Annotated in this window: 22 protein-coding genes; 12 read left to right on the forward strand and 10 right to left on the reverse strand. The window is 70.7% G+C overall.

What is annotated here, in order from left to right:
* Positions 1-131 precede the first annotated feature (131 nt).
* Together CRP55_RS19865 and CRP55_RS19870 are read left to right on the forward strand one after the other, a co-directional pair.
* Entirely contained in the window at positions 132-2039 is a 1908-nt protein-coding gene (locus CRP55_RS19865; protein WP_218854637.1) for a potassium transporter Kup, read from the forward strand.
* Positions 2036-2734: an HAD family hydrolase gene (locus CRP55_RS19870; protein WP_097321605.1), complete on the forward strand. Its 699-nt coding sequence runs from the start codon at positions 2036-2038 to the stop codon at positions 2732-2734. Before CRP55_RS19865 ends, CRP55_RS19870 begins: the two co-directional genes overlap by 4 nt.
* On the opposite strand, the gene CRP55_RS19875 is transcribed toward CRP55_RS19870, so the two are convergent.
* Positions 2685-3629 (reverse strand): DUF808 domain-containing protein, encoded by a 945-nt coding sequence (locus CRP55_RS19875; RefSeq protein ID WP_097321606.1) that lies wholly within the window; start codon positions 3627-3629, stop codon positions 2685-2687. The genes CRP55_RS19870 and CRP55_RS19875 overlap by 50 nt on opposite strands.
* A gap of 233 nt (positions 3630-3862) precedes the next feature.
* Here CRP55_RS19875 and CRP55_RS19880 point away from each other — a divergent pair, with 233 nt between their 5' ends.
* Entirely contained in the window at positions 3863-4219 is a 357-nt protein-coding gene (locus CRP55_RS19880; RefSeq protein ID WP_097321607.1) for an STAS domain-containing protein, read from the forward strand.
* A 37-nt stretch (positions 4220-4256) separates the two neighbouring features.
* Here the strand turns inward: CRP55_RS19880 and CRP55_RS19885 are convergent, their stop codons facing one another.
* A complete protein-coding gene (locus CRP55_RS19885) occupies positions 4257-4583 on the reverse strand; it encodes an STAS domain-containing protein (RefSeq protein ID WP_179855255.1) in 327 nt (108 codons plus the stop codon).
* Positions 4584-4634: 51 nt separating this feature from the next.
* Here CRP55_RS19885 and CRP55_RS19890 point away from each other — a divergent pair, with 51 nt between their 5' ends.
* Positions 4635-5012 carry an ATP-binding protein gene (locus CRP55_RS19890; RefSeq protein WP_179855256.1) on the forward strand — a complete coding sequence of 126 codons (378 nt, stop codon included), beginning with the start codon at positions 4635-4637 and terminating at the stop codon, positions 5010-5012.
* On the opposite strand, the gene CRP55_RS55705 is transcribed toward CRP55_RS19890, so the two are convergent.
* Together CRP55_RS55705 and CRP55_RS19900 are read right to left on the reverse strand one after the other, a co-directional pair.
* A complete protein-coding gene (locus CRP55_RS55705) occupies positions 4993-5292 on the reverse strand; it encodes an STAS domain-containing protein (RefSeq protein WP_097321610.1) in 300 nt (99 codons plus the stop codon). The genes CRP55_RS19890 and CRP55_RS55705 overlap by 20 nt on opposite strands.
* Positions 5289-9305 carry a SpoIIE family protein phosphatase gene (locus CRP55_RS19900; protein WP_097321611.1) on the reverse strand — a complete coding sequence of 1339 codons (4017 nt, stop codon included), beginning with the start codon at positions 9303-9305 and terminating at the stop codon, positions 5289-5291. Before CRP55_RS19900 ends, CRP55_RS55705 begins: the two co-directional genes overlap by 4 nt.
* A 200-nt stretch (positions 9306-9505) precedes the next feature.
* Here CRP55_RS19900 and CRP55_RS19905 point away from each other — a divergent pair, with 200 nt between their 5' ends.
* Positions 9506-10321 (forward strand): RNA polymerase sigma factor SigF, encoded by an 816-nt coding sequence (locus CRP55_RS19905; protein ID WP_097321612.1) that lies wholly within the window; start codon positions 9506-9508, stop codon positions 10319-10321.
* Between the two features lie 344 nt (positions 10322-10665).
* Here the strand turns inward: CRP55_RS19905 and CRP55_RS19910 are convergent, their stop codons facing one another.
* Positions 10666-11382 carry a hypothetical protein gene (locus CRP55_RS19910; RefSeq protein WP_097321613.1) on the reverse strand — a complete coding sequence of 239 codons (717 nt, stop codon included), beginning with the start codon at positions 11380-11382 and terminating at the stop codon, positions 10666-10668.
* A gap of 209 nt (positions 11383-11591) precedes the next feature.
* Entirely contained in the window at positions 11592-12458 is an 867-nt protein-coding gene (locus tag CRP55_RS19915; protein ID WP_097321614.1) for a helix-turn-helix transcriptional regulator, read from the reverse strand.
* A gap of 101 nt (positions 12459-12559) precedes the next feature.
* Between CRP55_RS19915 and CRP55_RS19920 the strand changes: the two genes are divergently transcribed.
* Genes CRP55_RS19920 through CRP55_RS19935 form a run of 4 tightly spaced genes read left to right on the forward strand, consistent with a single transcriptional unit; the run spans position 12560 to position 16037 of the window.
* Positions 12560-13582, forward strand: a complete 1023-nt coding sequence (locus CRP55_RS19920; RefSeq protein WP_097321615.1) for a zinc-dependent alcohol dehydrogenase family protein — start codon at positions 12560-12562, stop codon at positions 13580-13582.
* A gap of 36 nt (positions 13583-13618) precedes the next feature.
* Complete coding sequence (locus CRP55_RS19925; RefSeq protein WP_097321616.1) at positions 13619-14665, forward strand: NAD(P)-dependent alcohol dehydrogenase; 1047 nt, start codon at positions 13619-13621, stop codon at positions 14663-14665.
* A complete protein-coding gene (locus CRP55_RS19930) occupies positions 14662-15297 on the forward strand; it encodes an SDR family NAD(P)-dependent oxidoreductase (protein WP_097321617.1) in 636 nt (211 codons plus the stop codon). The genes CRP55_RS19925 and CRP55_RS19930 overlap by 4 nt, the downstream gene beginning before the upstream one ends.
* A complete protein-coding gene (locus tag CRP55_RS19935) occupies positions 15294-16037 on the forward strand; it encodes a hypothetical protein (protein WP_218854638.1) in 744 nt (247 codons plus the stop codon). Before CRP55_RS19930 ends, CRP55_RS19935 begins: the two co-directional genes overlap by 4 nt.
* Here the strand turns inward: CRP55_RS19935 and CRP55_RS19940 are convergent.
* Positions 16019-16402, reverse strand: a complete 384-nt coding sequence (locus tag CRP55_RS19940; protein ID WP_218854639.1) for a DUF6314 family protein — start codon at positions 16400-16402, stop codon at positions 16019-16021. The two genes, CRP55_RS19935 and CRP55_RS19940, sit on opposite strands and share 19 nt — an antisense overlap.
* A 78-nt stretch (positions 16403-16480) precedes the next feature.
* Here CRP55_RS19940 and CRP55_RS19945 point away from each other — a divergent pair, with 78 nt between their 5' ends.
* The 3 genes from CRP55_RS19945 to CRP55_RS19955 all read left to right on the forward strand — a co-directional run bounded on the left by CRP55_RS19945 (position 16481) and on the right by CRP55_RS19955 (position 19662).
* The gene (locus CRP55_RS19945; RefSeq protein ID WP_097321620.1) at positions 16481-17062 is read left to right on the forward strand and encodes a biotin transporter BioY; all 582 of its coding nucleotides are present in this window, start codon (positions 16481-16483) and stop codon (positions 17060-17062) included.
* Positions 17059-18066: a molybdopterin-dependent oxidoreductase gene (locus CRP55_RS19950; RefSeq protein WP_097321621.1), complete on the forward strand. Its 1008-nt coding sequence runs from the start codon at positions 17059-17061 to the stop codon at positions 18064-18066. The genes CRP55_RS19945 and CRP55_RS19950 overlap by 4 nt, the downstream gene beginning before the upstream one ends.
* A 102-nt stretch (positions 18067-18168) precedes the next feature.
* Positions 18169-19662: an amidohydrolase family protein gene (locus CRP55_RS19955; protein ID WP_179855257.1), complete on the forward strand. Its 1494-nt coding sequence runs from the start codon at positions 18169-18171 to the stop codon at positions 19660-19662.
* Here CRP55_RS19955 and CRP55_RS19960 read toward each other — a convergent pair.
* The 3 genes from CRP55_RS19960 to CRP55_RS19970 all read right to left on the reverse strand — a co-directional run bounded on the left by CRP55_RS19960 (position 19641) and on the right by CRP55_RS19970 (position 22178).
* A complete protein-coding gene (locus CRP55_RS19960) occupies positions 19641-20678 on the reverse strand; it encodes a phosphotransferase family protein (RefSeq protein WP_179855258.1) in 1038 nt (345 codons plus the stop codon). The two genes, CRP55_RS19955 and CRP55_RS19960, sit on opposite strands and share 22 nt — an antisense overlap.
* A 77-nt stretch (positions 20679-20755) precedes the next feature.
* Positions 20756-21616: an alpha/beta fold hydrolase gene (locus CRP55_RS19965; protein ID WP_097321623.1), complete on the reverse strand. Its 861-nt coding sequence runs from the start codon at positions 21614-21616 to the stop codon at positions 20756-20758.
* The gene (locus CRP55_RS19970) at positions 21603-22178 is read right to left on the reverse strand and encodes a TetR/AcrR family transcriptional regulator (protein WP_097321826.1); all 576 of its coding nucleotides are present in this window, start codon (positions 22176-22178) and stop codon (positions 21603-21605) included. The genes CRP55_RS19965 and CRP55_RS19970 overlap by 14 nt, the downstream gene beginning before the upstream one ends.
* Positions 22179-22213: the final 35 nt, after the last annotated feature.

Below are 22213 nucleotides of genomic sequence, written 5' to 3' on the forward strand. Positions count from 1 at the left end.
CGCAGCGCGAGCGGGAGTAACCCAGGTTCCTAGGATGGCTAAGCGGTGCGAGGGGTGTCACGATTCTGGTCGGGCGGGCGGGGGCGACCGGTATCGTCGCGCTCGGTATCGCCGGTCCTGAGGAGCGCCCCGTGTCCGCTAATTCCCATGACAGCGCGCGGCTTGCCATCGTGGTCGGCGCGCTCGGGGTGGTGTTCGGCGACATCGGGACGAGCCCGATCTACACGTTGCAGACCGTTTTCAATCCTGAGGATCCGCATCCGGTGCCGGTCAGCGACCACAACGTGTACGGCGTGGTGTCGCTGATCTTCTGGTCTGTGATGATCATCGTGACCGTCACCTACGTGCTGCTGGCTCTGCGCATCGACAACGACGGCGAGGGCGGCATCATGGCCCTCATCGCCCTGCTGCGCCGCAGCGCCGCCCAGCGAGGGCGCAAGGCGGCCGTGATCCTGGCCGGGCTGGGCATCTTCGGTGCCTCGCTGTTCTTCGGCGACAGCATGATCACGCCGGCCATCTCGGTGCTGTCCGCGGTCGAGGGGGTCAAGACGGTTCAGCCGTCGCTGGGTGAGGCGGTCGTGCCGATCACCGCCGTCATCATCGTCGTGCTCTTCCTCGTGCAGCGGCGGGGGACCGCGGCCGTCGGCCGTGTCTTCGGGCCGATCATGATCGTGTGGTTCACGGTGATCGGCGGGTTCGGGGTGAGCGGCGTCGTCGAAAACCCGGAGATCCTCAAGGCGCTGTCACCCACGTACGCCATGGGCTTCCTCGCCGGGCATTTCCACATCGCCTTCTTCGCGCTGGCCGCGATCGTGCTCGCCGTGACCGGCGCCGAAGCCCTGTACGCGGACATGGGCCACTTCGGGCGCAAGGCGATCACGCGCGGCTGGCTGTTCCTCGTGCTGCCCGCCCTCACCCTCAGCTATCTGGGCCAGGGCGCCCTCGTGCTCGAGGACCCGGACAACATCAGCAGCCCGTTCTTCCTGCTCGTACCCGAGTGGGGCCGGCTTCCCCTGGTGCTGCTGGCCACCGCGGCGACCGTCATCGCCTCGCAGGCGGTGATCACCGGGGCGTACTCGGTGGCGTCACAGGCGGCGCAGCTGGGCTATCTGCCGCGGCTGCGGATCGCGCACACGTCGGAGTCGTCGGTCGGGCAGATCTACGTGCCGTGGATCAACTGGCTGCTGATGGTCACAGTGCTCACGCTGGTCTTCGCGTTTCGCAGCTCGGCGGCGCTTGCTTATGCGTACGGCATGGCCGCCACCGGCACGATCACCATCACCACGCTGCTGTTCTTCTACGTGGCCGGCACGCGCGGCCTGGCGCCCCGATGGCTCATCGGTGCCGGCGCCGCCGTACTGCTGGCCGTCGACCTGCTCTTCGTCGGGGCCAACCTGACCAAGCTGGCGCACGGCGCGTGGCTGCCGCTGCTGATCGCGCTGACCGCGTTCACGCTGATGACCACGTGGCAGGCCGGCCGGCGCATCGTCACGGCCGAGCGCAACCGGCGTGAGGGCTCGCTCAAGGAGTTCATCGCCGACCTGCACGAGAACCGGTCGAAGACGCAGACCGTGCCCGGCACGGCGGTCTTCCTCAACCGGGGCAAGCTGACCGCCCCGCTGGCCATGCGGGCCAACGTGGAGCACAACCACGTCCGCCACGAGCACGTCATCATCATGTCGCTGGAGACGCAGCCGATTCCGCGGGTGGCCGAGGAGAACCGGATCACCATCGACGACCTGGGCTACGCCGACGACGGCATCGTGCACGTGATCGCCCGCTTCGGCTACATGGAGACCCCGGACGTGCCGGCCGCGCTGCGCCTGCTGGAGCCGGGCACCACCGAGGGCGAGCTTCAGCTGGATCAGGCCTCGTACTTCCTGTCGAAGATCGAGCTGCGCATCGGCCGTACGCCGACCATGGCCACCTGGCGCAAGCGCCTGTTCGTGGCCACGTCCTACATCACCGCCGACGCGGCCGAGTACTTCAGCCTGCCCCGCGACCGCACGGTCATCATGGGCTCTCACATCGAGGTATGAGCGATTTGATCAAAGCAGTGATCGTGGACGTGGACGACACGTTGTGCCTGACCGAGGCCGCCTCGTACGAGTTGGAGAACGAGGTCCTGGCCCGCCTGGGACGTCCGGCCATGTCACGTGAGGTGCACCTGGCGACCTGGGGCGAGACGCTGCTGGACGCCATGCCGCGGCGGTCGCCGGGAGTGGACCTGGAGCGGTTCGCGGAGCTGTTCCCGATCCTGCACCAGCGGTATCTGGCCGACGGGCGCCTCGACGTCATCCCGCCGGAGAACCTCGCGGCGCTGGACCGGCTGGTCGAGCAGGGGCGGACGGTCATGCTGCTGACCTCGCGCACCGAGGCCGAGGTGCGCCACCTGCTGGAGCCCGATCATGTGCTCGCGGGCCGGGTGACCGGGGCGTACCACCAGGGGAACACCCGTTTCCGCAAGCCGGATCCGCGGGTGTTCGACGAACTGCTGGCCGAGACCGGCCTGCGGCCCGGCCAGTGCGTGTACGTGGGTGACTCGCCGGGCGACGCGGTGGCCGCCGGGGGAGCGGGCATCCGGTTCGTCGCCTGCCTGCAGAGCGGCGTGCGGCGCCTCGACGAGTTCGACCCGCGCTTCGTGACCACCTCGGTGGATACGTTTCCCGAGGTGGTCGGTGCGATCAGTGCTCGGCTGGAGCCGGTTCGGTCTTCTTACGGCGGTGCAGGGTGAAGGTGACGACCACGACGATGAGGGCGCCGACGATCAGGCCGAGGATCGCGCTGGCCACCGTGTTGACGAGCCAGCCGACGACGCCGCCGAGGGCGCCGGTGGCGTCGTGTGCCGCCTCCTCCATGTGGTGCACGAACTCGTAGAGGAAATGCAGGCCGAGCTCGTCGGTGCCGACCAGGATGATGTGGCCGCCGACCCAGAGCATGGCGGCGGTGCCGATCACGGTCAGCGCGGTGAGGACCTTGGGCATGGCGTTGACCAGGCCGCGGCCGAAACCGGCGATCGCGCCGGGCAGCTGCGAGAGGCGCAGTCCGGCGTCGTCCATCTTCACGATGAGGCCGACCGCGCCGTAGACCAGCACGGTCATGATGAGGGCGACCACGGCCAGGATGGCCAGGCGGCTCCAGAACGGCTCGTCGATGACCTCGTTCAGGGTGATGACCATGATCTCGGCCGACAGGATCAGGTCGGTGCGCACGGCGCCGGAGATCAGCGACTTCTCGTCCTTGGCGGTGTCGTCGTCGCCGTGCGCGTCGTGGTGGGCGACCTTCGCCCAGACCTTTTCCGCGCCCTCGAAGCAGAGGTAGGCGCCGCCGAGCATCAGGATCGGGGTGAGCAGCCACGGCACGAACTGGCTGAGCAGCAGGATCGCGGGCAGGATGATGAGGAACTTGTTGCGCAGCGATCCGAGCGCGATGCGCTTGATGATCGGCAGCTCACGCTCGGCGGCCAGGCCCCGCACGTATTGCGGGGTGACGGCGGCGTCGTCGATGACGACACCCGCGGCCTTGGCGCCGGCTTTCGCCGCGGCGGCGCCGACGTCGTCGATGGAGGCGGCGGCGGCGCGAGCCAGCACCGCCACGTCGTCCAGCAGGGCTACGAGTCCTCCGGCCAAGGAAAACAGTCCTTCCACAACGAGGGCTGAGTGAGTGCGCGCTCATTGTTCCCCAAAAAGCTGCGTGTCATGTCACTGGCCTCGAAGTGAGGGCAGCGGGGTAGAGTGGGCTATCCGTATTGCGTCGGGTTCTGCGGCCTCCTAGCCAGGCTCTCCTCTCGGCACCGTCGTTCGGTGGCGGTCAGCACGAAGCGGTCAGTGAGATCGGGAAGAGCCAGCTGAGGGGTTGTGCCATGTCTTTCCTTCATGAATATGAAGGTCGATATCCTCAGGACGACCTGGCGCCGCTCGTCATGGCTGTGCGAGACGTCGACGCCGTGGTCGCCTTGGCCGGTGAGATCGACATGGACAACGCGGCTCAGGTGCGGCAGTTCCTCGACGGCGTGCTCCAGCGGGAGCAGCCGCGCAACCTGGTGATCGACATGGGCGAGGTGACCTTCCTCGGCTCGGCCGGCATCCACGCGCTGCTGCACTGCCACACCAACGCCGACCGGCTCGGCAGCCGCCTGGAGATCCAGCACATCCGCCCGCAGATCCAGCAGGTGCTCGAGATCTGCGGCGTCACCGACATGTTCCACGTGTCGGTCTGACGGCCCACCGCGAGGCTCGGGGCGCCTCCGGCGCGACTCAGGCCTGCGGCTGGCCGGTGCCGGTGAAGGCGTCCAGGACGCCGACGATGGCGAGGATGTGGGCCACTTGTGGGCGGATGCGGATCAGGCGGAACGGCAGGGCGCGGGCGGAAGCGGTGGCCCAGGCGCTCTCCAAGACGGCTATGGCGGTGGAGTCGCAGAAGGTGACGCCCGCGAAGTCGACCTCCACCCCCACCGCGCCCGGGCGGTCCACGGCGGCGGTCAGGGCTGTGGTCAGGCGGGCCGTGGAGGACAGGTCGATCTCGCCGGTGACGAAGACGCGGACTGTCGGGCCGGGCAGCACCTGGGTATTGATCTCGGTCATCTTCGGCTTTCCGTGGTGTGTCCGGGGGCGCGGTGGGTACAGAGCCGGGTCATGCAGGCGTTGCGGCTTCCCTTTGATCATGGGACCGACAGCGCGTCACTGCGGCATGCGGCTCACCGGTGGCTGGTCTCCCGGCAGGACGGAGAGGTGGTCGAGGACACGCTGCTGGTGATGACCGAGCTGGTGCAGAACGTCGTGCAGCACACCGGTGACGGTGGTGAGGTGGCGCTGAGCGCCGACGGCGACGTGCTCGTCGAGGTGTTCGACAGCAGCCGCGACCTGCCGCGGCTGCTCGGGCCCGACCCGCGGCGGCTCGGTGGGCGGGGCATGCTGCTCGTCGACGCGGTCAGCGACGACTGGGGGAGCCGGCTCACCGCGGACGGCAAGGTGGTGTGGGCGCGGCTGCCGGTCAAGCCCGGACCGTCATGACATCGTCCAGGCCGACCACCGTCAGCACCGGGGCCAGCACCTCCGAGGCGACCAGGCGGACCCGGTCGATGTGCGGGAAGACCACGGCCAGGCCCGCGCTGTCGATGTAGTCCACCTTCGTCAGGTCGACCACCACCGGGGCGTCGCCGGCCTCGGCCAGGGCGCCGTCGAGCGCGGCCGAGAACTCGGCCGCGTTGCTCATGTCGATCTCGCCGGCGGCCGACAGGACGGTCGCGCCGTCCGGGTCCTGGACGGTGGCGAATGTCAGTTCGGTGCTCATTGCGGGATCCTCGCTTGCAGGCCGACGACGGTGCCGGCGGCGCCGGTCGTGACGGTCACTTCGGTCATCAGCGCCCGCATCAGGGTCAGGCCACGTCCCCGGTGCGGGTTCTCGGCGGGCCGTGGTGTCTTCCAGCGGCCGCTGTCGGTGACGGTCAGCCGCAGATAGTCGGCGGTCGCCGTGGCGATCAGCCGGATCCGGCCGGCCGGGCCGTGCCGGTGGCCGTGCTCGATCGCGTTGGCGCAGGCCTCACCGGCCGCCACCAGCACGTTCTGCGCGGTGGTGGGGTCGATGCCGGCGCGGGCCAGCCAGCCCCGCAGCGCCGAGCGGACCGGGGCCAGGCGTGTCGACTCGGCCGGGAAGTCCAGCTCCAGCGGGCCGGGCTGCCGGTAGAGCAGCAGGGCCACGTCGTCGTCGTATCCGCCGTCGGGGGTCATGCTCTCCATCACCTCCGTGGCCAGGTCCTCGATCGAGGCGCCGCGTCCCTGCTGGACGGTGACGGCGACCCGCCCGATGCCGTCGGTCAGCGGCAGCCGGCGGCGCTCGACCAGGCCGTCGGTGTAGAGCAGCAGGGTAGCCCGGCTGGGCACGGTGTAGTGCGCCTCGGGGCGCCCGGACGGGTTGTGCACGCCGAGCGGCCGGGAGCGGCCCTGGTCGAGCAGGTCGAGCGTGCCGTCCGGGTGGGTGACGACGGCGGGTGGGTGCCCCGCGCTGGCGTACGCCAAATCGCCGGTGACCGGATCGAGGACCCCGCAGAAGACCGTGGCGCACATGGCGCCCGGCAGTTGCACGGCGAAACGGTCGAGGGCCGTCAGCGTCTGGGCGGGATCGGTGTTCTGCAGCAGCAGGGCGCGGCAGGCGCTGCGGAGCTGGCCCATGACGGTGGCCGCCTGCAGTCCGTGACCGACGCAGTCGCCGACCACGATGCCGATCCGCTCGTCGGGCAGGGCGACCGTGTCGTACCAGTCGCCGCCGACCTTCAGCGGCCGCGTCGCCGGGGAGTAGCGCACGGCGAAACCGGCGGGCAGCTGGGCCGGGCCGAGGATGGCCCGTTGCAGGGCGAGGGCGGTCTCGCGCTGCTGGTCGATCTGGTGGATGCGGTGCAGGCCCTGGCCGAGGCGGCCGGCCAGCAGCGCCAGCAGGGTCTGGTCCTGCTCGGTGAACGGCCGGTTCTCGGCCAGCTGCACCCACAGGGCCATGGTGCCGTTGGGGTGCTCCAGCGAGATGCCGGCGCCCCCGGTGCGCTCGGCGACGGGCGTGAGCAGTGCTTCATCCCGTACCGAAGCAAGAATTTGACGTTGGTGGCCGGGAAGCTCGTCCCAGCGGGGCCCGCCGTCGGTCGTGGTCACCGCCGGAGTGCTGTCGCCGGTGAAGACGGCCGCGTAGACCTGCGTCGCCTGCCAGAGGTCGCGAAGGTCCCGAAGCACGCTGCTCAGCGCCCCGGGCAGGCTGTCGGCCTCGGTGAGGCGCACGCTCAGCGCGGCCAGGGCGCTCTCCCGCTGCACCGCGTAATGCTCGGCGGTGACGTCGCGGAACGTGCCGACGATGACGCGCCGGCCCGAGTCGGGGTCGCGCACCTGGTTGAACGAGGCCGCCACCCACAGCACGTGCCCGTCGCGATGCGAGACCGGGATCGTGTACGAGCCGTGCGTCTTGTCCACGAGCAGGGCGAACGCCGCGGCCACCTGCTGGTAGCCGTCGGGATCGGACTCCTGGTCGGGCCACCAGGGGTGCACCGGCGGATAGGGGAGCCCTTCCGGCCCGTACCCCAGAATGTCGGTGAAAGTGGAGTTGATCTCGATGACGGCGCCGTCCTCGTCACAGACGAAGAACGCCTCCTGCAACGAGTCGATCAGGGCGGTCCGCCAGCGGGCGTGGTGATTTCGCAGACGGGCCAATTCGACATTCGCCCGTACGCGGGCGAGCAGCTCCGCCGAGGAGAAAGGCTTCACCAGATAGTCGTCGGCGCCGGCCTCCAGGCCCTCGATGGAGGCCTCCTGACCGGCCCGGGCCGACAGCAGCAGTACGGGGGTGCCGGCGGTCCGCGGATCGGCGCGCAACGCCGCCACGAGCTGGAGGCCGTCCAGCCGGGGCATCATGACGTCGCTGACGATCAGGTCGGGGTTGTGCACCCGGGCCGCCTCGAGCGCGGCCTGGCCGTCGCCGACGGCCTCCACCGCATGCCCGGCCGAGCGCAGCAGCCGGGTCAGGTAGTCACGCATGTCCGCGTTGTCGTCGGCGACCAGCAGCCGGGCCTTCGTCGGCGCCGTCCTGACCGCGTTCTCACCACCGTTCTCGTCACCGTTCTCGTCGCCGGGCAACCAGCGCAGAGCCTCTTGGACGTACGGGCCGGCGCCGGCCTTCCAGTCGGCGGCCTTGCCGACCGGCACGATGGCGTCAGGCGGCAGATGCTCGGCCCCGAAGCGCAGCCGGATGGTGAACGTGGTGCCCTCGCCGAGGGTGCTGTCCGCGGTGATCGTGCCGCCGTGCAGCTCGACCAGCTCCTTGACCAGGGCCAGGCCGATGCCGCTGCCCTCGTTGGAGCGCGACTGCGTGTTGTCGATGCGGTGGAAACGCTCGAACAGCCGCGGGATCTCCGCCTCGGGCACCCCGGCCCCGGTGTCGGCGACGGTGACGACGGCCGCGTCGCCCTCGGCCCGCACCGTGACGCTGATGCCGCCGGTGAAGGTGAACTTCAGGGCGTTGCTGAGCAGGTTGAGGACGATCTTCTCCCACATGCCCCGGTCGAGGAAGACCGGCTGGGCCAGCGGCGGGCAGTCCACCTTGTAGGTTAGGCCGGCCCGCTCCACGGCCGACTGGAAGACGCTGGCCAGCTCGGCCGTGGCCGTGGCCAGGTCGGCCGGCTCGTAGCGGGCCTGCATGCGGCCGGCCTCGATGCGCGAGAAGTCGAGCAGCGTGTTGACCAGCTTGCCCAGGCGCAGCGCGTTGCGCTGGATGACGTCGAGCTCGGCCCGCGTCTGCCCGTCCGGTCCACGGTCGAGCAGATCCTCGACCGGGCCCATGATCAGGGTCAGCGGGGTGCGGAACTCGTGGCTGATGTTGGAGAAGAACGCGGTCTTGGCCCGGTCGAGCTCGGCCAGCTCCTCGGCCCGGCGCTGCTGCGCCTCATAACTGCGGGCGCTGGCGATGCCGGCGGCGACGTGACCGGCCGCCAGCTCGATGAAGCCGCGGTAGCCGTCGTCGAGGGCACGGAACTCGTTGAGGCCGGCGACCATGAATCCGTACGGGGAACCGCCCTGTTGCAGCAGCGGAACGAGCAGGGCCTGGCCTATCTGTTGCGTTTCCCCGCGGGTCACCGCCGCCGTCGGCCACTCCCGTTCTTCCTGCTCGGCGCCGGTGGCCGCGGCCAGTTCGACGCCGCCCTCGGTGAACAGATAGATCAGCGTGAACGGCAGATCCTGCCGGTTGCGGTCGAGCTGGGCGGCGGCGAAGGTGAGCATCTGCTGCTCGGTGCGGATGGCGCTCGGGTCCGAGCCCAGGTCGCGCAGCGTGGCCATCCGGCGCTCGCCGATGACCCGCTCGGTCACCTCACTGACCACGCAGAGCATGCCGACCAGGTCGCCGTCGTCGTCGCGCAGCGGGCTGTAGGAGAAGGTGTGGTAGCTCTCCTCCGGATATCCGGAGCGCTCCACGAACAGCAGCAGCGCCTCGTCCCAGGTCGCCTGGCCGGTGGAGAGCACGGTCTCGATGCGCGGGCCGATGTCGTCCCAGATCTCGGCCCACACCTCACTGGCCGGGCGGCCCAGCGCCCACGGATATTTGCGGCCCAGGGTGTCGCGCCGATAGGCGGCGTTGCAGAAGAAGGTCAGCTCGGGACCCCACGCCATCCACATCGGAAAGCGTGAGGACAGCAGGATGCTGACCGCGGTGCGCAGACTCTGCGGCCACTGCCCCGGTGCACCCAGCGGGGTCGACTCCCACTCCACGGCGGCCAGGTCGTGACCGACCTCACCACCACCGGCGAACACCTCAGCCGCCGACGCGTTGCTCATCGCCTCGAAGTCTCCCCGGTCCGTACTTGCAGCTCAGCAAACATACCCACGCCGGCTTATCCGCCATCCGGCCGACCCGTCCTACCCGTTCGTCGCGAGTTGTCACCTGAAAAGATGAGTTTGGCCGAATGGTGATCGAGGGAATTGGTGGCCTGCGCCGGTACACGGAAGGCCGGCCACGCAGGAGAGGAGCTCGGTTCATGGCAGTCATCACCGCTTCGGCCCGTACCGCCGACGCCGGCACGGTCCCGGCCCCCGAGACCAACGCCGACGGCGCCAGCGAGCTGATCACGGCGATGGCCGCGATGCCGGTCGGTCACCCGTCCCGCGCGGCCCTGCGCGACCGGGCGATCGAGGCCTGGCTGCCGCTGGCCCGTCACCTCGCCCAGCGCTACAGCGGCCGCGGCGAGCCCACCGACGACCTGGTACAGACCGCGACGGTCGGCCTGATCAAGGCGGTGGACCGCTTCGACGCCGACCGCGGCGTCGACTTCGCGGGCTACGCCATCCCGACCATCATCGGCGAGATCAAGCGCCACTTCCGCGACCGCACGTGGTCGGTGCGGGTGCCGCGCCGCCTGCAGGAGCTGCGGCTGGCGATCACCGAGGCCAACAACACGCTGACCCATACGCTGGGCCGGGCGCCGACGGTGGCCGACATCGCCGCCCACCTGAACGTGACCGAGGAAGACGTCCTGGAAGGCCTGGAGGGAGCGCGCGCGTACAACGCGACGTCGCTGTCGACACCGGTCTCGGCGGACGGCACCACCGAACTGGGTGACACCCTCGGGGGTGAGGACAGCGAGTTCGAGCTGGCGGAGACGCGGGCGGCCCTGGGGCCGGCGCTGGCGACGCTGGACGAGCGGGAGCAGAAGATCCTTACGCTGCGCTTCTACGGCAACCTGACCCAGTCGCAGATCGCCGAGCAGGTCGGCATCTCCCAGATGCACGTGTCGCGGCTGCTGACCAAGGCGCTGGCCAAGCTCCGCAAGCAGCTGTCGGCTGACGTTCTCTGATCCGTCCTTCCGCGGCCCGCGTCCCGAAATCGGGGGATGCGGGCCGTTGTCTTCTCACGGTGGACGGTTGAGGGCCGGGTGTGGCCGACCCTGACTGGCTGAGGAGCGCTTGATGTCTGGGTCGGCCACACCCGGCCCTCAACCTTGCCGGGTTTTCGGTGACGGCCAGGCGGGGGTCATTCGCTGCTTTGGGTGTACGAGAGGTGGGCGGTCACCTCGCGCTTGGCGCGGGGAGAGGTTCGCGTCCGCGCCTGGGGTGCCGGTGGGGGAGCCGGTCACGCGGGCCTGCTGAGTGGTGGGCTGGTCGGCAATTCCAGGCCGGTTGCGCGGGTTTGTGGGGCGGGTCAGGTGCGGCGCCGTCGGGGCCTATGGAGCGAGATCGGTTTCAGGTCTTCGTGGCTGACTCGGTGGGCTATGGCTTCGGCCTGCTGGTGGGGGTCGGCGGAGGCGTCCACGGGGAAGGTCACGATGTAGTGGCCTGGCATGGCGTAGCGGAGACCGCTCATGTCGCGGGCGTAGTAGCTGACCTCGATCACGGCGGGGCGATTTTCCGGGGCGTGGACGCCGGTCACCCGACGTATCCACATGGTGCCGGTCTCGTTGTCGCGCAGCATGAGGGTGAGCCGTTCCGCCACTGAGCGTGCCGGCCACTTGCGATCGGTTCGTGCCTGGGCCCGGGTCAGTTCGGAGGCGTAGGCGCCCGCGTCGAATCGGAACGTGGGCAGCCCTACGTCCTGTCCGTTTTTGACCAACTTTCCCATGTCCGTCATTTGCCAGTGGTCCCAGATCACCGTCGCGCCGACCTGACAGATCTGGACAGTGAGCTGATCCTCGGTCGTGCTGGAGCCGCCCACCGGGACGTCGCGCGCGTGCGCCGACGCGGCGAGTCCATCCGGGCCGAGCAGGCGCGACGGAGTGAACCCGGTTACCGCCTGTCCGAAGAAGCCGCCGGGGCCGTACGCCGTCGTCACCACGTCGACGCCGTCCACGAAGATCCGCATGCGGTGGATGCCGAACCCGGTATAGAACAACCACGGCTCCAGCGACAGGACGTTGACCACGGCATCACCCTAGGGCGGCGGTTTGCGCGGCGCCTCGGGTGGCAAGAGTGAGGGGCATGGCTACGTGCAATCTGTGTCCGCCTGAGAAGCGGGAAGTGCCGGATGACGAGATGGCGGCGCACCTGCGAGAGGTGCATCCCGAGGTCGACGCCGACGGGACGCTCCGGGAGGACGACAGCGCGATCCTGAAAGACGTGGCTGAAGACTGATCAGCGGGGCTGCAGGGACGTGGTGGCGGCCCAGGAAGCCAGCAGAGTCAGGGCGTGGGCTGTGGGGGAGTCCGGCTCGGCGGCGTAGATGGTCATGCGCAGCGTGGGGTCGGCTACCAGGGCCATCGTCTCGTAGGCCAGGTCGAGGTCGCCGACCACGTGGTGGTGGAAGTGTTTGACGCCGGTGCCGTGCAGGCGGACGTTGTGGGAGCCCCAGCGGCGGCGGAACTCGTCGCTTCGGGTGGAGAGTTCGCCCACCAGGTCGTGCATGGCCTTGTCGTGAGGGTCGACGCCGGCGGCGGTGCGCAAGTTGGCGACGGTCATGTCGGCGAACAGGGACCAGTCGGGGTAGAAGCGGCGGGCCGCGCTGTCCAGGAACGTGAAGCGGGCGAAATTGGGCTGGGTGGCCGGGTCGGCGTACAAGTCGCTGTGCATGGCCTTGCCCAGATGGTTGGCGGCGATCAGGTCGGCGCGGTGGTTGACGACGATCGCGGGGGCGGTGATGGTGTCGAGCGACCACTGCAGGCTGGGGCGGACCGCGGCCGCCGGGGAACGGCGGCGGCTCGGGCGCAGCAGGGCGCCGCTGCCGTTGGCCTCCTGGGCCAGGTGCATGAGGTGGGCGCGCTCGGCGTCGTCGAGTTGCAGGGCGCGGGCGATCGCCTCGAGCACGCCGGCCGAGACCCCGGCCAATGAACCACGTTCGAGCTTGGCGTAGTACTCGACGCTCATCCCGGCCAGCGCCGCGACCTCGCTGCGCCGCAGCCCGGGCACGCGCCGCTGCCCGGCGGACGGGATCCCGGCCTGCTCGGGCGTGATCTTCGCCCGGCGCGAGGTGAGGAACTCGTGCACTTCGACTCGGTTGTTCACACTTTCGACGGTAGGACGCGCCGCGCCGGAGTGGGATGTACTGGCGGTACACCCTTCGACAGAAACTCCCGCAGAAGGAGCCGGGCTGGTTGCCTGGAAGCATGCGAGGAGCGATTTTGTACAGCCCGGGCGACGTCCGGGTGCAGGAGCGGCCGGATCCGCGGATCGAGCAGCCGACCGACGCGATCATCCGGGTCAGTGCCGCCTGCGTCTGTGGGTCGGACCTGTGGCCGTACCGGGGAATCCAGCCCGTCCACCAGCCGTCGCCGATGGGACACGAATATGTGGGCGTCGTCGAAGAGGTCGGTGGCGACGTCAAGAACCTCACGAAGGGGCAGTTCGTCGTCGGGTCGTTCTGGGCCTCGGACAACACCTGTGAGAACTGCCGGGCCGGCTATCAGAGTGCCTGCCTGCACCGCGTCGGGATGGGGTCGCTGGGGTCGCAGGCCGAATATCTGCGGGTGCCGCTGGCCGACGGGACGCTGGTGGCCACGCCGGAGATGCCGCCGGCCGACCTGATTCCCAGCTACCTGGCCGCCTCGGACGTGCTGGGCACCGGCTGGTTCGCCGCGGTGGCGGCCGAAGCGGGACCGGGCAAGACCGTTGCCGTGGTCGGTGACGGCGCGGTCGGGCTGCTGGGCGTGCTCGCGGCCAGGCAGCTCGGGGCGGAGCGGATCATCGCGATGAGCCGGCACGCCGACCGGCAGAAGCTGGCTCTGGAGTTCGGGGCGACCGACATCGTCACCGAGCGCGGCGACGAGGGCATCGCCCGGATCAAGGAGATGACCGGCGGGATCGGCGCGCACTCGGTGATCGAGGCGGTCGGCACGCAGGAGTCGATGATGCAGGCGATCCGCTCCACCCGGCCCGGCGGCAACGTCGGTTTCGTCGGGGTGAGCCACGACGTGAGCCTCGACGGCATGGACCTGTTCTGGTCGCTGGTGAAACTTCAGGGCGGGCCGGCGCCCGTACGCCGATTCCTGCCCCACCTGATGGACCTGATCGGTAACCGCGTGATCGAGCCGGGCAAGGTTTTCGACCTTGATCTTCCGTTGGAGCGGGCCGCCGAGGGGTACCAGGCGATGGACGAGCGGCGCGCTGTGAAGGCCCTGCTGCGTCCCTGACAATATTGCCTGCCGAAGCAACTGAAGGAGCACGTCATTCTCACCGTCAACGCCATCGCCGCCCCCTCCGCCACCGAGCCGCTGGTCCGCACCACGGTCGAGCGGCGGGACCTGGGGCCGAAGGACATTCTGATCGAGATCCGGTACGCCGGGATCTGCCACTCCGACATCCACACCGTGCGCGGCGAGTGGGGCGAGGTGCCGTACCCGCTGACCGTCGGCCACGAGATCGTCGGCGTGGTGGCGGAGACCGGCGCCGAGGTCACGCGGTTCGACAAGGGTGCCCGGGTCGGGGTCGGCTGCATGGTCAACTCGTGCCGCGAGTGCGAGAACTGCCAGGCCGGGCAGGAGCAGTACTGTCTGGCCGGCAACACCGGCACCTACGCCGCCGTCGACCGGGACGGCACCATCACCCAGGGCGGCTACTCCACGCACGTCGTCGTGGACGAGGACTTCGTGCTGCGCGTGCCCGAGTCGATCCCGTACGAGAAGGCGGCGCCGCTGCTGTGCGCGGGCATCACCACGTACTCGCCGCTGGCGCACTGGAACGCCGGGCCCGGCAAGAAGGTCGCCGTGGTCGGCCTCGGCGGCCTTGGCCACATGGCCGTGAAGATCGCGGCCGCGATGGGCGCCGAGGTCACCGTGCTGTCGCAGACGCTCAGCAAGAAGGACGACGGGCTCGCGTTCGGCGCCCAGGACTACTACGCGACCAGCGACCCGGCCACGTTCGAGGCCCTGGCCAACCGCTTCGACCTGATCGTCAACACGGTCAGCGCCCCGATCGACATGGCCGCCCACCTGGGTCTGCTGCGCCTCGGCGGCACGCTGGTCAGCGTCGGCGCCCCGCCCGAGCCGCTGCCGGTGCAGGTGTTCAGCCTGTTCAACAACCGTCGCTCGTTCGCCGGCTCCAGCATCGGCAGCATCGCCGAGACCCAGGAGATGCTCGACTTCTGCGCCGAGCAGGGTATCGCGCCGGAGATCGAGCTGATCGGCGCCGATGAGGTCAACGAGGCGTACGAGCGGGTCCTGAAGTCCGATGTCCGCTACCGGTTCGTCATCGACATCGACACTCTTAGGGCATGACCACACTCGCCATAGTCGGCGCCGGAGAGGGGCTCGGCGCGGCCGTCGCTCGCCGCTTCGGCGCCGAGGGCTTCCACGTCGCGCTCCTCGCCCGCCGTCAGGACCGTCTCGACAAGCTGGGTTCCGAACTCAAAGGCGTCAATTCCCGGGGGTACGCCGCCGACGTGCTCAACGCGGAAGCGCTGAGCTGGGCTCTGGAGCGGGCGGCGAACGACCTCGGGCCGATCGAGGTGCTCCAGTACAGCCCGCTGCCGCAGCGGCAGTTCCTCAAGCCGGTGCTCGAGACGAGCGTCGAGGAGATGCGGGAGGCGGTCGAGTTCTCCATCGCCGGCCCGATGACCGCGGTCAACCAGGTGCTGCCGGGGATGCGGCAGCTCGGCCGCGGCTCGATCCTGTTCGTCAACGGCGGCAGCGGGGCCCGGCCCAACCCGAAGGTCGGTGGCACGTCGATCGCTTTCGCGGGCGAGGGTGCGTACGGCCAAATGCTCCATGAGACCCTGAGCGCCGAAGGCGTGCACGTCGGGCAGCTGATCATCCCGGGGGCGATCGAGCCGGGCCAGACCGAGGGTCTCGCGGAGAAGCTGTGGCGGATGCACAGCGACCGCGGCGAGTTCCGGGTCTTCGCGTCGTGACGTACCGGATGTACACCGTCGCCGAGCGGCCCGAACTGGCCGGCAAGGGCATTCCGTCGGCGGACGTGTGGCCGGAGTACAACCTGCACGGGGACCGGCTCAACCAGTGGTGGGGGCACCTCGACGAGGAGCTCGCCGACTACCAGTTCTTCCTCGTCGACGAGAACGACGACGTCGTGGCGGAAGGGCACACCGGGCCGCTGTGGTGGGACGGGGACGACGCGACGCTGCCGGGTGGGATCGACGCGGCGATCGAGCAGAGTTTCGTACGGACCCGGGCCGGGCAGCCGGTGAACACGCTCTGTGCGCTGGCCGCCGAGACTCCGCGTGACGGGCGGCGGCGCGGGCTGGCGGCGGAGCTCCTCGGAGCCATGCGCGTGATCGCGGGGCGGCAAGGGCTCACGCATCTCGTGGCGCCGGTGCGGCCCTCGTGGAAAGAACGCTATCCGCTGGCCCCGATCGAGCGGTACGTGCAGTGGCGGCGGGCCGACGGGCAGCTGCTCGACCCGTGGATGCGGGTGCACGAGCGGCTCGGGGCGCGGGTCGGGGCGCCGCTGCCCGAGTCGATGCTGATCACCGGGACGGTCGGGGAGTGGGAGAGCTGGACCGGGCTGGTCTTCCCGGACAGCGGTGACTATGTGTTCCCGGACGGGCTGGCCACCGTGCGTATCGATCGGGAGAAGGATCACGGATCGTACTGGGAACCGAACGTCTGGATGATTCACCCGGATCTGTCGTAGGACGTGATGAGCTCGTAGTCCTTGGCGGGGCCGGTCGCGTGCCAATGCTCGGTGTAACTGTCCGGGCCGGTGATGCGGCCGGCCACGACGTACGTGTCGGCGGCGCACGGATGCTCGGCCGACCAGGCGTCGCCGCTTTCGCCTTCGCCGAGGTCGAGCAGGTAGAACGGGCGGCCGTCGGCGAAGGTGACCTCCAGGCGGCGGTCGCCCCGGTCGTGATAGCGAAGCGACCTCGTCGCCGGGCCGCGATGATCGCCGTACGTCAAATCGCCCTGCTCTTCATATGACAGATCGTCACCGAACTCGGCCGTGCCGACGAACGAGCCCTCGACGCCCGCCCGGTGATCCAGGATGCGCCGGTGCACCCGCCAGCGGCCGCGGAGGAAAGCCGCCGCCGAGCCGTCCCTATGATCGTCAGGATCCGTCACCCCTCGGAGGTTCTCATGACGCAGTCCGTCGCGCTCACCCGGCCCCGGCCGCTCGTCCTGGCCGACCTGATCCCCGGCTCGCTGGCCCGGGATGCCGCGCTCGTCGCCGGCGGCGCCGGCCTGATCGGCGTGCTGGCCCAGATCGCCGTGCACATTCCGGGCACCCCGGTTCCGATCACCGGACAGACCCTGGGCGTCCTGCTCGTCGGCACCGCGTTCGGCATGCGCCGGGCGGCGGCCACGATCGCGCTGTACGCGGTGGCCGGCGTCCTCGGCGTGCCGTGGTTCGCCGACCACAGCAGCGGCTACGCCACGGCGTCGTTCGGGTACGTCGTCGGCTTCCTCGCCGCCGCCACCCTCTGCGGCTGGCTGGCCGAGCGCGGCGCCGACCGTTCGGTGTGGCGCGCGATCCCGGCCATGCTCGCCGGCGAGGTGCTGATCTACGGCATCGGCATGGCGTGGCTGGCCGTGGCGGCCGACCTGACCCTGAGCCAGACGATCAGCCAGGGCCTGACCCCGTTCCTGCTCGGCGACGCCATCAAGGCGGCGCTGGCGGCTGGTCTGCTCCCGGCGGTGTGGGCGATGCTGCGTAAGTGACCTTCTCTTCGAGACAGGGCGGCCGACGGGTCGATCTCGTCCTCGGCCTGCTCCTGATCGCCGGCGTGCTGACCGGGATCGCGGCCAACACCATCGGCGTGCGATGGCCGCTCAACCTGATCCAGCTGCACGCCGCCGGGGCCCTGGCCATCCTGATCCTGGCGCCCTGGAAGTACGTGGTGATCCGCCGCGGCCTGCGCAACCCGCGGCAGCGGCGGCCCACCAAGGCCCTGTCCCTGACCTTGCTGTTCTTCGTGCTGGTCACGATCGGCAGCGGCCTGCTCCACTCGACGGGCCGGGCCGAGCACGTCGGCCCGCTCACCCTGATGCAGATCCACGTCGGCGCGGCCATCGGCGCGGTGCTGACCGTCGTGGCGCATTTCTTCGGTCATCGGGTACGCCCGCGGCGCGCCGACGCCGACCGCCGGGCTCTTCTGCGCCTGGCCGCGCTGGGCGCCGGCGCCGCCGTGGCGACGGCGGCCTGGGACACCTGGGCGGCCACGTCGCGCCGCTTCACCGGGTCGGTCCCCAAGGCCCGGCTCGAGGTCACCTCGTGGATCAACGACGGCATCCAGCGCGTCGACCCGGCGAAGTGGCGCCTTCTCATCGGCTCCGCGGCCCTCGACCTGGCCGACGTCCTGGCCCTGCCGCACGAGCGTTTCACCGCGACCCTCGACTGCACGAGCGGCTGGTACAGCACGCAGGAGTGGGAAGGTGTCCGGCTCAGTGCCGTCCTGTACCGGGCCGGCGTCGCCCCGGATGGTGGCTTTCGCAGCGTCGAGGTCCGCTCCACCACGGGCTTCTCGCGCTGGTTCGGCGCCGACACCCTCGACGGCATCTGGCTGGTCACGGCCGTCGGAGGACAGCCTTTGACGTACGGGCACGGCTTCCCGGCCCGCATCGTGGCCCCCGGCCGCCGGGGCTTCTGGTGGGTCAAGTGGGTGACCTCGATCCAGCCGTCGTCCCGCCCCGCCTGGGCCCAGCCCTTCTTCCCCGTCTCCTGAGGTATGGCTAGGCCTACCCGCGAACGGGGCCTAGCACCAGTGCCCCTCGCCGCCCGACCCGAGAGGCTTGTCCGCGACAGCCTCTTCGCGAAGGAGACGATCATGCAGCGGCGGACGATTCTCACCGGCACGGCGCTCGGCGTGGCCGCGATGGCGATTCCCCGGGCGGCCGAGGCGCAGCGCCGGGCTGTGCTGGCCATCCGGAACGTGACCGTGATCGACGCTCGTGGCGGTGCGCGGCGAGGCCATACCGTGCTCATCCGGGGCGACCGCATCCTCGACGTGGCGCCCGCTGAGCGGGTGCCCGTCCCCACCGGCGCCACGGTCGTCGACGGGCGGGGCAAGTTCCTCATCCCGGGCCTGGCCGACATGCACACCCATGCCACGGGGATCGACGACACCGATCCCGAGCTGTATGTCGTCAACGGCGTCACGACCACACGGCAGATGTCGGGCGGGGAGCAGGCGAGGGTCTGGCGGCAGCAGATCGCCGACGGTGAGCGCCGCGGCCCGCGCTGGGTGATCGGGAGCCGGATCGTCGACGGGTCGCCGTCGCTGTGGGACGGGCTCGACCCCGACGGCGGCGTGCACCTCGCCGTCGCCGGCCCGGAGCAGGCGCGGGCCGCCGTGCGGCAGGAGCATGCGGCCGGGGCCGCCTTCATCAAGACGTATTCGCGGCTGTCCCGGGAGTCGTTCCTGGCCGTCGCCGACGAGTGCCGCACGCTCGGCCTGCCGTTCCTGGGCCACGTGCCGGACGTCGTGTCGCTCAGCGAGGCCAGCGACCGCGGCCTGCGCACCGTCGAGCATCTGTTCACCGTCTTCTACGACACGTCGTCCGACGAGGAGCGCCTGCGCCGGGCGGTGGCCGCCGTGCCGATCGGGCCGGGCGACTACAACGGCTGGTTCAACCGGATGCACCCGCTGGAATACGCGGCGGCGCGCAGCTACGACCGCCGCAAGGCCGGGCGGGTGTTCCACGGCCTGGCCGCCAACGGCACGTTTGTGACCCCCACGCTGGTGCTGCACGAGACCAACGACATGCCGGAGGCGATCGACCGGCACGACCCGCGCTTCCGCTACGTCAGCGCCGACATGGTCGGCTACTGGGACTGGTCGCTGGAGGGCCTGTACCTGCCCGGCCGCACGCCGCAGCGGGTGGCCGAGTCGAAAGACCTGTTCCGGCGCCGTCTGCGCCTCACGGCCGACATGGCCGCGGCCGGGGTGCCCCTGATGGCGGGCACCGATCTGGGCACCACGTATCTGATGCCGGGCTTCAGCCTCCACGACGAGCTGGAACTGCTGGTCCGTGCGGGCCTGAAACCGATACAGGCACTGGCCGCCGCCACCCTGAACCCGGCCCGCTACCTGGGCCGTCGCGACCTCGGCGTGATCGCCGCGGGCGCGGTCGCCGACCTGGTGCTGCTCGGCGCCGACCCGCTGCACGACATCCGCAACACCACCCGCATCGACAGCGTCGTCGTCCGCGGCGAGCTCCTCGACCCATCCCGCCGCCGCCAGATGCTCGCCGCCGTCGAGACGGAGGTGAGTCGGCCGAGACCGGCCGCCGCGGCCGCCTACCGGGCCTGCCCCTGCTGATAACGGCTGAGACGGGTCCGCGTCCAGGCCGTGTGACGGCTGCGCAGCTCGGCGGGCGTCAGATCGTCGCGGCCGAGACCGGCGTAGTTCGGGTGCCAGGTTTCGACGGTGTGGTGGGCATTCGTCAGGGCGAAGAGGTCCCACAGCGCGACGTCGGGCACCGTCGTCCGGGCCGCCTGCTCGTAGGCGGCCAGGAAGATGTCGGCGGCCGGCTCTCCGTGCAGGAGGACCAGATCGAGGCGGCACCAGCTGACGTCGAAGCCGCGCGGCGCTCGGGACGCTCCGGACCAGTCGACGATGCCCGTGATCGTCCGGCCGTCCCACAGCACGTTGCCCGACCAGTAGTCGAAGTGCGTCAGTACGCTCTCGCCGGCGGACAGCCGATCCCCGTCGGCGGTCAGGACCCCGGCCGCCGGGGCTGTGCTGGGCCGGGCTGTGGCGGGCGGCGCTGCGCCGGGCTGGGCCGTGGTGGGCGGCGCTGCGCTGGGCGGCGCTGTGGTGGGCGGCGCTGTGGTGGGCGGCGCTGTGGTGGGCGGCGCTGTGGTGGGCGGCGCTGTGGTGGGCGGTGCTGTGGCGGGCGGCGATACCGCGGCCAGGCCGTCTCGCAGTCGCCTGAAGCGGTCGAGGGGGACGGCGTGGACACGTGTCAGGGCCCGGCCCAGTTGCTCGGCGGCCTGAGCCGGCGGCACCGACAGGTCGGCACGGCCGGGAAGGCGAGTGATCAGGACGGAAGGTGCACCGGTGCGCCGGCCGGTGGCGTCGGCGCCGATCAGCTCGGGCGCCCAGCCGTCCATGCCGTCGAGCGCCGTCAAAATGGCGGCCTCCCGCGCGGCCGCCGTGTCGCCGGGCGGATACCGGCGGAGCACCATCTGCCGTGCCGGCCGCGCCGTCTCCACGAGATGGGTGACGGCGTGCGTGCCGCCGGCGAGCTGCCGAACGAGCCGGGCCGGCACGTCCGAGCCGGCCGTCTCGGCGGCCCAGCGCAGCGTGGCGGGGGAGGGGTCGACCCGGGTCACCGAACCATTTGTACGCGTCGAAGTCCGCTCCGGCGACACTGACCGGGCCGTGTCTGGCGGGCGCCGGCCGGCTGGGGTTACTTCCGTTGATCGGCGAAGAAGTCGCTCAGGGCGGTGGCCATCAGCTCCGGGGCGAGGCTCGGGGCGAAATGGGACTGGCCGGGCCAGCTGATCCGGCGGGCGTGGGGGAGGGCCGCGGCCAGAGCGTCGATGCCGGCCGGCATCGGGTCCCAGGTGTCGGCGCCCTGGAGGATCAGAGTGGGCACAGTCAGGTCCGCCGTGAAGTGGGGGTCGTTGTCGGCCAGGGCCTCCAGGTCGTGCAGCCAGCCGATCTCGGCGGCCGGGTTGCGGGAGGGAGGGCCGAACGCGGCCGCGATCCGGCGCGGCACCTGGGTGACCTCGTTCAGGACGGCGAACATGCCGGCGTGGTCGTCGCGCTCGAAGCAGTCCCGGTAGCGGTCGAGCAGCGGCGCGATCCCCGGCCCGGAGGCGAACATCGGAGGCTCGAAGACGGTCAGCGAACGCAGCGCAGGCGGCGCCGCGGATACCGCGGCCCGGGCCGCGTCCGATACGGCCGCCGGGTGGGGCGCGGCTGGGGTGGGCGCGTGCTGGGCTAGGGCGGCCGCGGTGTGCAGGGCGAGGATGGCGCCGTAGGAGGCGCCGACCAGGTGGGTGGGGCGGCCCACCGCGGTGAGGACCGCGGTCACGTCGGCCACCTCGTCCTTGAACGACTTGCGGGTGGGTGGGGCGTCGCTGGGGGCGTAGCCGCGGCGAGCGGGAATCCACAGCTCGTACGAGCCCGCCAGCTGGGCCACCAGGGGGTCCCAGCTGTGCAGGCCGCCGCCTGAGCCGTGCAGGAGCACTATCGGGTCGCCGGTGCCCTCCCGGCGGACGGTCAAGCGGGTGCCGTCGGGCGACCGTACGTCAAGAAGGGTCATGGGGTTTCCTCTCCAAGGCGACGTGCAGGTCGTCGACGATGCTGTGGAACGACATGTTCAGGTCTCGGGGGTGGCCGAAACCGCCGGAGGCCTCGAGCGTGGCGAAGCCGTGCAGGGTGCTGCGGACCAGGCGGAGGCCGTCGGTCAGGGCGGGCTCGACGAGGCCGTAACCGCGCAGCGTGGCGTAGCTGACGTCGATCAGGCGGACGTGGCCGGCCGAGTTCAGGCCGATGTCGGGCGGTAGTTGCAGGTTCGTCGCCGCGTACTGGCCGGGGTGGCTCACCGCGAAGGCCCGGTACGCGTCGGCGAAGCCACCGAGGGCGTCCCGGCCCGAGCGCCCCGCCACCGCGATCGACAGCCGATCGGCGAACAGTGCCGCGGCCCGGACCGCGACCTGGTGCAGCAGCGCCTCCCGGTTGCGGACATGCCCGTACAGGCTGGCGTCGGCCACCCCGAAGTGCCGCGCGACCGCCGCGACCGTCAACCGGTCGAGCCCGAGCGTGTCGGCCATCTCGGCCGCGGCCGTGGCGACGCGCTCGGTGGTGAGACCCTGCCGTGGCATCAGCATCCTTGGGTATCTCGTCTAGATCCTAGGAC

The organism is Paractinoplanes atraurantiacus (assembly GCF_900215205.1).
Lineage (GTDB): Bacteria > Actinomycetota > Actinomycetes > Mycobacteriales > Micromonosporaceae > Actinoplanes > Actinoplanes atraurantiacus.